General features: G+C 44.1%; 6 protein-coding genes. 2 read left to right on the top strand and 4 right to left on the bottom strand.

Going from position 1 to position 14537, the window contains the following annotated elements:
* Positions 1-3: 3 nt before the first annotated feature.
* The 4 genes from DXN04_RS21985 to DXN04_RS22000 form a co-directional block, all read right to left on the bottom strand.
* Complete coding sequence (locus tag DXN04_RS21985; protein WP_116855559.1) at positions 4-7761, bottom strand: DUF5977 domain-containing protein; 7758 nt, start codon at positions 7759-7761, stop codon at positions 4-6.
* Between the two features lie 7 nt (positions 7762-7768).
* Positions 7769-8851: a hypothetical protein gene (locus tag DXN04_RS21990; RefSeq protein WP_147320027.1), complete on the bottom strand. Its 1083-nt coding sequence runs from the start codon at positions 8849-8851 to the stop codon at positions 7769-7771.
* A gap of 766 nt (positions 8852-9617) precedes the next feature.
* The gene (locus DXN04_RS21995; RefSeq protein WP_116855561.1) at positions 9618-10061 is read right to left on the bottom strand and encodes a hypothetical protein; all 444 of its coding nucleotides are present in this window, start codon (positions 10059-10061) and stop codon (positions 9618-9620) included.
* A 66-nt stretch (positions 10062-10127) separates the two neighbouring features.
* Positions 10128-10601, bottom strand: coding sequence for a hypothetical protein (locus tag DXN04_RS22000; RefSeq protein ID WP_147320028.1), 474 nt, complete (start codon positions 10599-10601; stop codon positions 10128-10130).
* 396 nt (positions 10602-10997) lie between these two features.
* Between DXN04_RS22000 and DXN04_RS35855 the strand changes: the two genes are divergently transcribed.
* The gene (locus DXN04_RS35855) at positions 10998-11234 is read left to right on the top strand and encodes a helix-turn-helix domain-containing protein (RefSeq protein WP_394337845.1); all 237 of its coding nucleotides are present in this window, start codon (positions 10998-11000) and stop codon (positions 11232-11234) included.
* A gap of 287 nt (positions 11235-11521) precedes the next feature.
* The gene (locus DXN04_RS22010) at positions 11522-14536 is read left to right on the top strand and encodes a SusC/RagA family TonB-linked outer membrane protein (RefSeq protein WP_116855564.1); all 3015 of its coding nucleotides are present in this window, start codon (positions 11522-11524) and stop codon (positions 14534-14536) included.
* Position 14537 lies beyond the last annotated feature (1 nt).

A 14537-nucleotide genomic window follows, 5' to 3' on the forward strand; every position in this document is an offset into this window, starting at 1 on the left:
AGATTATTGTAAATACAGTAAAATGGTGATCGTACTTCCGGTGACGGTCCATGTTTGTGTGCCGGAATAAACATTCTTAGCAGTACCATTTACAGAAGCATAACCCGCCGACATTGCGGCGATGGTAACGACAAATGTAGTTGCAGTAGTACTGTACGTTTTTGAAGCACCATTTGCGATCAGCAGGTCAGTTCCATCATAACTACCACTCGTAATTGTTGTCCCGGAAGATGTCTTTACAGTAATAGTACCATGGGCCGTATTGGCAGTGTGTCCTGATGGAGACGGATTAATAGTGACAGTGACGGTTTGCGCTGTACATGTTCCGTTCGTATTGGCATAGGTCTGGCCATTTGCTAATGTATCCGCTGCTGCTTTTGCATTTGCATCGGCATAGCTCACCGTAGAGGTATATTTACCCGCAGCCACGCTATAAGTAACTGAACTGCCTATATATCCCGTTCCACAATTGTTCCTCGTATAGGTGCGGCTCATCGCATCGTTCGTATAGGTACAGGTGCCATTCGTATTTGCATAGGTCTGGGCGTTGGCTGTCAGATCCGCACTTGCCAGGCTATCTGCACTCGCCTGGCTGACTGTACTGCTATACTTGCTGGCGGCTACGGTGTAGGTCACGGAAGAACCCGTTCCATTAGTACCACAGTTGTTCCGTGTCTTGGTAGACGATACGGCAGTATTATAGAAGGTACAGGTACCATTTGTATTGGCATAGGTCTGGCCATTGGCTGTCAGATCGGCATTCGCCAAACTATCTGCTTTCGCCTGGCTTACTGTACTACTATATTTACCAGCCGCTACACTATAGGTCACGGAAGAACCGGTTCCGCCGGTTGCACAGTTGTTACGGGTTTTTGTAACGCTAACCGCTGTGTTATAGAAGGTACAGGTACCATTTGTATTCGCATAGGTCTGGGCATTGGCTGTCAGATCAGCATTCGCCAAACTATCCGCTTTCGCCTGGCTTACTGTACTACTATACTTACCAGCCGCTACTGTGTAGGTTACGGAAGAACCGGTTCCACCTGTCGCACAGTTGTTACGGGTTTTCGTAACGCTTACCGCTGTGTTATAGAAGGTACAGGTACCATTTGTATTAGCATAATTTTGTGCATTCACGGTTAGATCCGCATTTGCCAAACTATCTGCATTCGCCTGACTTACTGTACTGCTGTATTTACCAGCCGCTACTGTGTAGGTCACGGAAGAACCTGTACCGCCGGTTGCACAGTTGTTTTTAGTTTTTGTAATGCTTACCGCTGTATTATAGAAGGTACAGGTACCATTTGTATTGGCATAGGTCTGGCCATTGGCTGTCAGATCGGCATTCGCCAAACTATCTGCTTTCGCCTGACTCACTGTACTGCTCCATTTACCTGCTGCTACCGTGTAGGTCACGGAAGACCCCGTGCCGCCTGTTGCACAGTTATTCCTGTTTTTAGTAACGCTCACCAGTGTATTATAGAAGGTACAGGTACCATTTGCATTGGCATTCGCCTGTCCCAGTGATGCCAGTCTGATTTTCGCCAGTGAATCGGCAGCTGTCTGACTAACTGATGAAGAATCTGTACCCGCTGCAAGGGAATAACTCACTGATCCTCCTGTACCACCCGAAGCACAGTTGTTCTTTGTATAGCTACCACTCTGTGCAACGCTATAATAATAACAGGTGGAATTATTTGCCTGCGATTGCGCCTCAGAAAGTGCCCATGCATAAGCGGTTGAATCAGCTGCAGCCTGGCTTACATAAGAATGAGAAAACCCTGCTCCTACTGTATAAGAAGCAGTAGCACCCTTGGACCCCGCAGCACAATTGTTCTTACTTGTTGTAGCCGTTTGTGCCGTACTTGTATAATAAGCGATACATACGCCATGTGCATTGGCGTACAACTGTCCGCTATCGATCATTAGTTTTTGCGCCATAGAGTCTGCTGCGGCCTGGCTCACAGTTGACGAGAATTTATTGGCAGGCACCACATAAGAAACGGCATACTTGCCTATATATCCGCTGGAACAATTATTAACAATGTAAGACCTGCTCAGCAGACGGTTACCATAAGTCGCCTGTATCACCCCGCAATTCGCAGCATCCCCCCCTGCGTACTTTGCATAAGCTTCAGGAACACAAGTAGTCACTGTACCGGACTTTCTGCTATCAGGTACTTTCCAGGATGATTTATATTGTACTGCAGCGGCAGCAATTACTTTTGACGTACTATCAATCACCAGCTTGTAACCAGCACTGGTTCGTACAAGCGGGTTTTTCAATAATGATACACTACTGATCGATGCACCTATATTCTTTCTCCCAGACTTCACCACCTTCAGGGTAATATCATTCCCTGAAAAAGGTTGTCCATTCTCATCTACAAAATAGATATCAGGATTCCCTCCACTCTGCTCATTCGCATCCACTGTATACATCAGCCCTGTAGCAGGGAAGGTGGCCACATGAGGCGCACAATCTTCCCCGCCTGTTTTAGGTTTACTGTAGATCAAAACCTTATCACCCCCTGCAAAGTAATCTGTTACTTTAGCTGTTGCAGGCAACCCACTTGTAATACGGCCCTGCCTGATATAGATATTTTTCAGTATCACCCCGGTATTCTTATAGGCCCCACTCATACCATCGTAGGCCCAACCGGCCGGCATGGTGAAATTATATATAGGATCGTTGAACTCATTTTGTGTGCTGGTCAGGAGTATATTACCCGTTTCACTGTCGTACAGCAGATTGCGGGTACTGATCTTACTATCCTTATCCGTTACCACCACACTATCCAATATACCATGACGGTAGATCACTTTGGATACTGCCGCTGAATGATACATGGTCTCTTCTTTATTATACACACTCAACCCTACTGGTATAAACATGATCGGAGGCCAGGGGAAGGTGAACATGTCTCCATTCACCTGCACAGTTAAAGCGGTAGATACAGAGCGTTCTTCGCGCATATCCGTCATCAGCTCAATATCTTTACCAATTACGGCAGTTGTGTCAATCACCCCTTTAGAGGTAATGGCCATCACTGTATTATTAAGATGCTTAGTCGTTGCCTGCTGATCATCTACCCGGTAATAATTAGTGGTAGAGGCAACGGGAGTAGTTGTATTTGTTTCACTATAAGAAGCCTGTGATTTCAATCGACCATTCATATCATTCAACTCCACTTTGAAACCCTGACTGACTGCGATGTAATGTTTTGCATTAATGCGCAGCAGATTGCTCAATGCCGGTTTGTAACGTTTCTTGTTATCTGCCAACAGGGTCATATCAGTTAATGTAGGAAAGTCATAACTGGTATAATAACAGTTTTCTCCATAACCATTAGCAGAGCGTATTTTATTTGCATGAATGGTTCTCACACGCACTTTACTATAACCTACACTTGGCGAAGGGAAGAAGGATTCCCCCAATGGCAGCTCTGTATAACCATTTACAATAGGTGCCAGTGCTGCAACCTGCTGGTTATACTCCAATGGCGTTCTCCATGGGTTTTCATCAGCACCAATCATTGGCTCGTAGGTAGCCACCCCACTGCTGATGGTATCGGTTTTACCATTGATATCTTTGATAGTGGTATAAAGATATTCCTGACCGTATACAGATTCTTTCTGTTTGGTCATCTCATTCCAGTTGTCAAATATCCTGATGCGTTTTACACGAATACCACCACCATACTTTTTATAGTAAGGGTTATTGAGGCGAATATAACTGCGGCTCAGGTCTACTGACCTCGCCCAGTTCTTGATCCTGGCAGCATTGTCGAATGTAGCTAACATCTGCACGATATTACTTGCCTGACTGGCCAGTATCTTAATCACATCCACAGCCGATACATCATCCCCTGTCTCAGAACCCGGATATGCCTTGGATGGAAGGTTCATTCTCAGGTAAGAGAAGGCAGCCTTTGTCAACGGGCTATAGACACTGTTAGCCATGTCTATTTCACCATTTGTGCTGATAGCCTTCACACGGATATAGATGGTTTTACCTCCGTTAAAAAAACCATATTTGCTTTGATCCAGCGTTGCATAGACTGGTACATATTCACTGCCGCTGCCGTATTTATCAGCAGGCATCTTCACATACAGGCGGAAATAGACTTTTTCCATTCCTTCCAGGTAACGGGTATACACTTCTGCGTTGTTGCTTACCGCTTTGGGAACATTGATTGATACATACTGATTATCATACAGGCCATTGTAGAGATTACTTTGCAAATCGTCCGCTGAGTTTGGTGCACCTAAAGAGAACCCAGCAATGGTATACATCTGAGCAGCTCTCTTATTCTGTACATAGGCATAATCATCACTTTCATAATCCACTTTTATACGCCCTCCTGCGGGCAGCTGGATAGAATCCAGTGTCCATGCAGCAGCGTTTTGTGCAGCCAGTGTACTATCCTGCAATGAATACGGATAATCATTGTTATTGACCTTGGCTGGATTTTGACTAGATGATTTGTAACTACCCCAGCGATCTACATCATTACTGTTATAACCCGGATTCAAGCCATTATAATAAAATACATAAGGATGACGCTTCCCTTTCTGGTTATTATTATAAGTGAACCAGATTTTCTTCAGGGTCAGTTTACCTTCGGCGTTGATCCTACCGTTGGCTCCTTTACATAGATCATAGCTGTATTCAAAGTGAACCGTTTTAACAGGCTTTGGATTTGCCTTCATCAGTTCAGACTTTGTATACAAATTGATCTCTTCCAGCTTACGGCCATAATTACCTTTCTGTCTTTCACCATTCTCATCGATGGCAGGCAGGTCATCACGACTGGCCAGTTTAAAGATGGCCACCATGTTCTTTGACTCAATAGAATGCAGGTACCACAGCTCCTTTTGACCATACACATAGCTCCCCTTGTCATCGCGGTTATCCGTACGCTGACCCTGGTGCAGGGATGCCTGGTTCGGGACAGCAGGTGCCGGTGAACGCCAATTGTATGGGTTATTGATTCCCGCTATCTTGGTGTAGTTAAATTTGATTGCATCACCTTTATCATCTGCTGTAATACCATTGCCTGTTAAATCCTGGTAATCGGGAGACAACAGGGCGGTCAACAGAAAGGTATGTGCATAGGCTGGCATAAGTTCACTGGAATAATAATGGTCATTACCATTACTATTCCCTGTTGAGTTCTCAGAACCTGGTGTATATTTTACAAGACCACTGTCTACATTCCCTTTAGAAGCATCTACAGAGAAGGTGGCTTCTTTTTGTTGCAGGTTATAGACAGGCAGGCCATAGATGTATCGTTTACCATCGGCATTGGTCACGTCAATTTCAGAAATGTGGTTTTTCTGCCGGAAGGAATTTACGCGTTTCTCTATGGAAATACTATCCACCATCAATGTATCTTTTGTTGATGTCAGATAAAGGTTTTCTGTCGGCACACGGATACGATCCTGGGAAGGGTATTTCCATTCCAGCGTAGCACGCATACCTCCTTTATTATTATTGTAATCCATTCTTATCTTATAGTACTGACCTGCTACCAGGTTTACTTTGGCCGAGTCGGTAGTAGCCACTATTCCAAAGCGGTCTACAAGACTGGTATCATTCAGGAATAAACGGACACCATCGTCATGGTCTAAATAAAAAGTGTAATCGCCGGTAACAGGCGCTTTGATACGACCTGTCCATCTTGCTGACCATCTTGTATTTAGTGGTGTAACTGTAGCTGGACGGTCGTAGTTAAAGACCGTCTGGTTGGGCATATATATAACAGTGTCTACTTTCTCGTAAAGCTGCTTTTCAAAATTTCTATGGATATAATATTGTCCCCGTAATCCGACACCATCTCCATCTACATCATCTGAAATAACAGCAGGACAAGGGGTAAGACTATAAAAATTCTCTGAATAGTTCTCAATAAATCGAGGAAAACCTGCCACACTGGCTTCATCAGCTGTGAGGTAAGAGATGACCTGGTTTCTTTTCTCACGCCTTGTTCTCATCGAACTAAGGGTATCCATTGCCTCATCAGCTACCCATTTTTTATTTTGGTACCTGCTCAGGTATTTGGTCGCCTGCAGGGTTGAGCTACTGATACTGGATTGATTTAATTTTACAGTCACCACATCATCGCCACCCAGCTTTGTATAATACTCCTTATCATTCACCGTCATCTCAGCAGGGTTCCTGAAGTATGAGCCTTCGTAGGTACCCAGAGAGCTGGTAAATGGAGTTTGGGAATAAAACGTATTATCTTTCAGCCAGGCACCATTTTCAGTATAAGCATAGGTAAGACCTATTGTAGCACCGGCATGCACCAGCCCACCGGCAGAGAGGTCAGCTCCTGCTGTACCTGATACAAATTTAGTTTTGTTATAGTGATCAAATACATGACCGATATCGCTCCGGTAAGCCCTGAAACTACCTCCTGTGCCTTCACCTGACATCGCGAACACATCGTAGGTATAAGATGGAATACCGATATTAGGTACGGCGGGTTTCTCACGGTAAGGAATATCTTTTTCCCTGTTATAATCCATCAATACACTCGTATTATTACCGGCACCCTGGTAGTTCAGATAGCCATAAGCCGGTAGTGATCTACGCTGATCGGCTTCCTTTATTTCCTGTTTTGCATAGTAACCTTCAAACGCAAGCGTAGAAGAGCTTACCATGGCATCGGATCCTACTTTCAAGGTAAATGTAAGGTTGGTATTTGTATATGGAAGGGTGACTGCAGGGGAATAAGAAGGATAGGCAAAGGACATGATTGTACGACTTGCACCTGGGGAGCTACCCCATTGATTGGTGGTAGTGGTCATTGTCTTACCGTCACTTCCGGTTTGATTTTTTGTTGAACTACGGGTCATGTTTGTACCCAATCCCAAGGTCAGTGCTTTCATGCCACTTCTGGAATTAAATCCTGTGCTAAGGCCAACACTGCCACCCATGGTTCCGGTTTCCTTCGTTCTTTCCCAGTTCTTTCTATAATCAAGGCTGGTACCGACGGTAAATCCGTCTGTAGAGCTATTGGTGAGAGACAACCCTGCAGTCAATTTACCCATGGAGGCAGCACCTACATTGATACTAGGACTAAGACCAGTTTCTACACCCCAGCCTTTGTAGTTATTAAAATTAATGCCGACACTCGCCGTAAGGGATAAAGAGAGACTCGCTGAATCGCTACCGGTGAGCTTATTCAACGGAAGGCCCAACAGCTCTTCTGACAATGCTACAGAAACACCTGTACTAACATTAGGTTTCATAGCAGAAACCTGTTGAATCGTATCTGTGCCATTGAAATCATCAGGTAAGCCTCTCAGGTTTCTTGTGATGGAACCCGGGTTCAGGTTCCAGCCAAGACCTACCCAGCTTGCATCCTGGTCCATGCCTACCCCACTGTTATAACCCAATGCCAGCGGATAACCACCTACATCCAGCAATGGAATTGAATAAGAGAAGTCGCCGGAGAACAGGTCGACCATGTTATCATTGTTCACAGAGTGGAAGTCCTGACTTTCGGGTTGTGTAGGCCCACCGATAAATGCTTTGGATGTGGAAGTAAAGCCAGCTGGGATGCTTTTCCAAGTCGGTAGTACCGTTCTATTGTCCCTTACAGGCAATGGGACTGTTGTTGTTGTTACGCTTACAGGAATTACCACAGGAGCGCCGAATGCATAATTCGGCAGCACCGTTTCAAGATACATCACAACAAGCATCAGAGAAGCAATCAAACGCTTGCTTCCTGCGACATGTTTTAATATCATTTACGCTTTATTTATTGTTGTAGATAAATTTTGCATTCCAGTATTCCTTCCTGTTGTTTTGCAGTCGGAATAGATAATATTGGTCATTGGTAAGTCCTTTCAGTACGACCTTTAACTGGTTCTGGCCACGGGTTAACGATAATTTTCCCGACTGTATCACACCTCCACCTGCACCAAGCGACAGGATTTCGTAATTCACGGTCGTATCGCCGGCATCATTACTATACCCTACCTGTAAGGGACCCGAGCAGGTGAACTGCGTAGCATCCAGCTCTTTTTTTAGCAGGATGTATGCGGCCGTTTCATTCACCATTTTTTCAGCCGCTGCACCTTTGATCCTGAACGTCCAGGTTTCAGTTTGTGCTGCGAATGTGCTCCCATTTTTAGCGGTGACCGTCCACGCATATTTCTTTGCAGTATCCAGTGCTAGGGCAGAGACAGGGTAGTTCACAAACAGGTTCTTATTATGTACAGATTTATACACAGGGATATTCTGCTGAATGGCTTCTGCGGTTGACTGACCATTTCTCAATTCTACGATCACAAAATCATAATTCAAATCACTAAAAATAGAAAGTGGTGCCGGGGGTATCCAGCTAAACTGAGGTAGGTTACCGTCTACAATACTTTGATCTTCAGGGCTGTTCAGCAAGGGAGGACTCACGGGTTCTACAGCGAAAGCCAAACAGTCTTCGGCCAGCAGTGACAATGCGTCACCTGACAACAAAAACACACTATAACAGGCAATGTAATTACCGGCTGTAAGCAAACCATTTTGCGTTCTGTCTGCCGCAGTAGAAAGGTATTCATAGGTAACAGGTGTTACATCACCGGCTTGAATTTGCCTTACACCTTTATTTAAGGTGATCGTTCTGGAAAACCCTGTCAGAATGGGTTGATTGGTTGCTACATCTTTCATTCTCATTTCTATCTTTACGAGGATAGGTGAAGACGATGTACTTACCAACAGCATGTTCCAGAGCTGGGCCATCTGTAATACTCCTGTAGGCGGCAATTGAACCGTCATGCTTACCTGTGCAACAGCGCTAAGAGATAGCAATATTAGTGCTATCAGGGATAACCATCTCATTTAGAATTTTTTGGTATAGGTATAGCATCTCATTCCATGTGGTAGGTATTGCTTCCTGAATGGGTTATAGAAGAATATCTATTTGGTGGATAGGGATATTTATATGTATGTTTTGTCCCTTAAACAATTATACATGACACAGCACCTCCAGTTAGGGAGAATAATATCAATTATCTTACTAACAATCGGGTAAAATCGTACTTCTGTAGGTATTCTTTAAATACTACAATAAGGGTTAATAATTTGCTTGGTTTTGTTTTAAAAATTATTGTCCTTAATCGGCAACGTATACAGTCGGTTAAATGGTATAGGCATAATACGGTGGGTCGGTATAGGCAACAACGTACTTGTCAGGGCAAAAATATATAATAAAACGTGATTTCCAAATGTAAGTACAAAATATTCTCTCAATGATTAAAAAATGTCTGCGTCTCAATCTTTGACCCAGCCTTTTTTTATTATCGCACCTCCTTCAGATTCACCTGGCCTTTGCCTCCATCCTTTCTGATGACCACTTTCATTCCTTATTTCTGTCGTTGCATCCTGAAGCTACATTGGCTTATATTTAAACACTTGAAGATAATTCAGCTCTACCTTGGTCCATTAAATATCCTTGTACCAGCATAATAATTGCATGAAAATGTGTGAGTATATCCAAAACTGTAAGCAGGATATACTCCCCCCGGCATCACACTGTCCTTCAGTTGCATATAGGCTTTGTTGATATCCAACACTGTAAAAGTACAGCCGTCTTTATTAAATACTACTATTTAAACATTGTGTACCGCCTGACAAAATCCATTTCATCACTTTCTGTACTGACCACGACATTCAAAACTATTACCGGATTATGGTCGTCATAAATATTCATTAACCTTTTATCAGAATCCAATATAACGGCATCTCCTTCTTTAATAGATGGCGGAACGTATCCATAAAACTCCGCAAATGCTCCTTTTATTTTATACGGAAATAATCGCTGGCTTGAAGTATCGGCAAATTCTTTTGTATTTGTATCCTGTAGTATAATGCCAATGATACCAAAGGCGTGGTAATTTGATACTTTATATGAAACTACCCTTCCGGAAAATCGCACATGATTTGTCAACAATTGATCCAGCCTATCATGTTCTTTTGACATCATCCTAAACCAGGTAATACCTACTATAGCTGCAATCGATAAAAATATTATCCTAAACTTTGTTACCATAACAGTTACTTTCCCGTTAATCCAAACGCCTGTATTTATCGGGCCTAACCTTCCAAAGGTGGCTCATTAAAGCTTTGAATATTTCTTATTCAGTTTCTTCTTCCAATACCTTTCTATCCGCTGTACATCTCCCGGTGCTATACTATACTTTTTATCCACCACATCATATCGCCATTTTAATCTATTGTACGTATAGTTTATCCCAACCACCGAATCATGCCTATACACATATTCTCCGCCTATAACACCACTCTCCGGCTCAAAAGTCTTTGATAAGATCATATGTATTGCCACAGTCTTACTCTCATTTGAGATTTGGGACAACAGCGCCCTTACTATCTTTTTCTCACCGGCTGGTACCAGCCTTTCAGCATCCCTGCATAAAACAAGTGCAGTCACGTAGTTCGTTTTTAAATACAGCGATTCCCAGCTCAGGGTTTTAATGTAATAATCAACAGAATCCCGGGGAATTTTTTGTGCAAAAGCAATATTTGCCTTGCACATCAACATTGTAATTATTATAACCAGGATCTTTTTCATATAACTTATGAAACAGTAGTGATAGCTTTATTATTTCCCGTTACATTAGTAACGTTTCCATTAGTAAAGGTTACCGTGGCCGTTTGCTGACTGGTACCCGACCATTGTCTCCTACCAGCACCAGAGTACGGGAGTTTACATTTACTCATTGGGGCTAATTCTCAATATTATCATAAAAGTATTAAACGAACACAACACCAGCAGTAACACTTAGGTAGTACATGGGCTGATCCTGGTATCCAAAAACATTTCAAACAAAAAATCTGAAACGCTGAACAAAGTCAGCATATCTCCCCTGCCTAATATTGTCAAAAAAAGATGGAACTGGGCCGGGAACCACAAGGACCTGATCTACTTCATAAAGAAGCATTATATCTTTAATATACCACTTGAAAAATTTATCTCCCTCACCGGCACAAGTCTGACCACTTCTCACAAAGAGTTTTAAAAAAACGCCCCCGGCAACCGCTCACAAGAAAACCCCGGCAACCAGCGCTTCACCAGCTCAGTGAAAAAAATCGAAAACCAGCGGACATCTACCTTGAATCAGGCTTTGATGCCCCCTCTCATTTCCCCTTTACCTTCAAAAAGCAGTATGGATACTCACCAAAAAAAATTGTTCAACAATCTTAAATCATTTAAATTAAAGTAACCTTAACTTTGAATTAACAACAAATTCCAGAAAGCGCACTATCATTACACCCTGTTTTCAAAAGGTAGTGCCAATGAGAAATTGAGTATTTGAAAAAAATCACCTTTGCGTTCTGATTGTGGTATTTCCAAATGGGGATTACTCTGCTGTGTATCGTTTTGTAGCATACCCGCTTTACGCATTTTTTACAGCCTGATAAAAATCAATTCTGCCCATGGGGGCCAGGACTTACTATGTCTTTTAACATCAAGCATAATAGCAGATTGCAATGAACAATCATTTACTTTTAATGCTAGCCGTATGGCTTTCGGCCGCAAGCCCTGTCATGGCAGCTACGGGCACCCACAGTATCTATGAACAGGCCACCCGACAAACGCCTGTAAAGGGGATCGTAGTTGGAGCAGACGGCACTCCTCTACCCGGTGTATCTATTAAATCTGTGGCTTCCAACAAAGGCACAACAACCAATGATCGTGGAGAATTCACTATCGATGCCGCTCCCGGTGAGCAACTCGTGTTCACCTTTATCGGCTACACACAACAGACTATTGCTGCTACCAGCGGCACTATGAAAGTAACTTTGACCAGCAGCAACAGTCAGCTGGGCGAAGTGGTAGTAGTAGGTTATGGTAGTCAGACGAAAGCTGACGTAACTGGTGCTGTAACCCAGTTGAAAGCTGATAATATCAGGCAGGGTGCTCCTATCTCTGTAGACAATATGCTGCAGGGTAAAGTATCCGGTGTACGCATCGCACAATCCAGCGGCGAGCCCGGTGCAGGTGTGGATGTATTTATCCGTGGTGTGGGTTCTATCCGCAGCGGTAGTACACCCCTCTTCGTGGTAGACGGTGTTCCCCTGAGTAATGATAACGTGAGTGCAGGTGGCCCTGACTTCGGTCTGGGTTCTTCTGAACCCAAGAACCCGCTGAACTTCCTGAACACCAGCGATATCGAAACCATGACCATCCTGAAAGACGCTTCTGCCGCCGCTATCTACGGTGCCAGAGGTTCTAACGGGGTTGTCCTGATCACTACCAAGCATGGTAGCAAAGGTGCACCTACCCTTACTTACGACATGTATGTAGGCAACTCCCAACTGATCAAAAAACTGGATGTTCTGAATGCGGCTGAATACCGCAAAGCACTGGTAGATCCGGCTTATGATCACAAAGGTAACACCGATTGGCAGGATGTCATTTTCCGTAATGGCTTCCTTCAGAATCATAACGTATCTTTTGGTAAAACTACCAACACAGGCAGCTACCTCGCTTCCCTGTCACGTATGAACCAGGATGGTATCGTTGAAAAAAGCAGCTTCAAGAGAACCACTGCAAGACTGAATGCAGAAGAGTCTTTCCTGGATGACAAACGTCTGACTGTAAAGATGAACCTGACTGCAAGTGATATCAATGAAACCGGTATTCCTAACGGTAACACCGCAGGTTCAGATGGTCAGCTCATCATTCACGCACTGATGGCTAATCCTACCCGTTCCCTGCGCGACTCCACAGGAGCATATACCAACTTCAACATGAACGCGCACTACAACCCGGCATACCTGCTGAGCATCTGGGATGACCACACCAATACCTTCCGTGTACTGGGTAACATCGAAGCTGCTTTCAGAATCCTGCCAGGTTTGAACTACCGCTTTAACTATGGTGTAGATAAATCTACTTCTGAACGTAATACCACTATATACCCTAACTATACCGACAGGCAACCAAGTGGTGCTTATCAGCAAAACAACCTGAAATCACTGACCACCCTGATTGAGCACTACCTGACTTATAACAAGTCATTCAACAAACACAACCTGGAATTGCTGGGTGGTTTCTCTTACCAGAAATTCTCTTTCTCCGGTACGACTTATGGTCTGCAGGGCATCGCTGCACAGGGTGTAGGTGTGGCACCTGAATACAATCCTGGTTACTCAGGTACCTCTACCACCCCCAGTGGTTATGCACAGGAGAATGAATTGCAGTCAGGCTTCGGTCGTATCAACTATAACTACGACAGCCGTTATATGCTCACAGCCTCTTTACGTGCAGATGGTTCTACCCGTTTTGGTAACAACAACAAATACGGTTACTTCCCGTCATTCGCATTAGGATGGACCATCTCCCAGGAAGGTTTCATGAAAGACATCAGCCAGGTACAGGATCTGAAACTCCGCGCCAGCTGGGGTCAGACAGGTAACCAGGAAGTAACGAACAAGATCACACAGGCGAGTTATTCCCTCTCTTCTGCATCCGGTTACTACCTGTACAGCGACCTGAACCTCGTAAATGGGGTGACCGTAAACCGTACTGCCAACCCGGATCTGAAATGGGAAATGGTGGAACAACTGAACGTGGGCCTGGACTTCACCCTCTTCAAAGGTAAACTCTACGGTTCATTGGAATATTATAACAAGACTACGAAAGATCCGATCCTGAACATTCCTTCAGGCCCGCTCTCCCCTACTACTACTGTATGGAAAAACGTAGATGCCAGTATCGTAAACAAAGGTTTTGAATTCAACCTGGGTACTCCCCTGGTACGAACCAAAGATTTCAGCTGGACGATGGATGTAAATGGTTCTACCCTGAGCAACACCATCAAGGATCTGCCTGTATCCGAGCTCTACTCCGGTAGCATCTCCGGTCCTGGCCTGTCTGGTGTAAATGCCAACATCTATAAGAACGGTTATGAAGCTGGCTCCTTCTATATGCTGAAACACCTGGGTTATGACAAAGATGGTAAAGACATTTTCGAAGACAGGAATAAGGATGGTGTGATCAACTCTGACGACAGGGAAATCTTCCAGGGGGCACTGCCTAACTTCAACTTTGGTCTGAACAGTAACCTGCGTTACAAGGCGTTTGACCTGGGCTTCAACTTCATTGGTCAGACCGGTGGTTTGTTAGTCAACAATACTGCCCTGGATCTAAACATCAACAGCCTTGCTTCTGACCGAAACGTACTGAGAAAGTTCTATGATGCTGGTGCAAGTACAACCAATGCAGTGCAGCTGTCCAGCCTGTACCTGGAGAAATCCGACTTTGTTCGCCTGGCAAACCTTCGCCTGGGATACACCCTCACTATTCCTCACCAGGATTGGCTGAAATCAATCAACCTCTATGTAAGTGCACAGAACCTGTGGACCATCAGCGGTTATTCCGGTTACGATCCTTTGGTGAATACAACGAAGACCGTAGGTGGCAATCAGTCTTTAGGTATCGATTATACTACTTATCCTGCTGCCAAAACATACCTGTTAGGTACAACTGTTAAATTCTAAG

The organism is Chitinophaga silvisoli (assembly GCF_003412465.1).
GTDB classification, from domain to species: Bacteria; Bacteroidota; Bacteroidia; order Chitinophagales; family Chitinophagaceae; genus Chitinophaga; species Chitinophaga silvisoli.

Excerpts from the sequence above, each read along its gene's own strand:
- DXN04_RS22000 (WP_147320028.1), bottom strand. The coding sequence starts at position 10,601 with ATGAAAAAGATCCTGGTTATAATAATTACAATGTTGATGTGCAAGGCA.
- DXN04_RS21985 (WP_116855559.1), bottom strand. The coding sequence starts at position 7,761 with ATGATATTAAAACATGTCGCAGGAAGCAAGCGTTTGATTGCTTCTCTG.
- DXN04_RS21990 (WP_147320027.1), bottom strand. The coding sequence starts at position 8,851 with ATGAGATGGTTATCCCTGATAGCACTAATATTGCTATCTCTTAGCGCT.
- DXN04_RS21995 (WP_116855561.1), bottom strand. The coding sequence starts at position 10,061 with ATGGTAACAAAGTTTAGGATAATATTTTTATCGATTGCAGCTATAGTA.
- DXN04_RS22010 (WP_116855564.1), top strand. The coding sequence starts at position 11,522 with ATGAACAATCATTTACTTTTAATGCTAGCCGTATGGCTTTCGGCCGCA.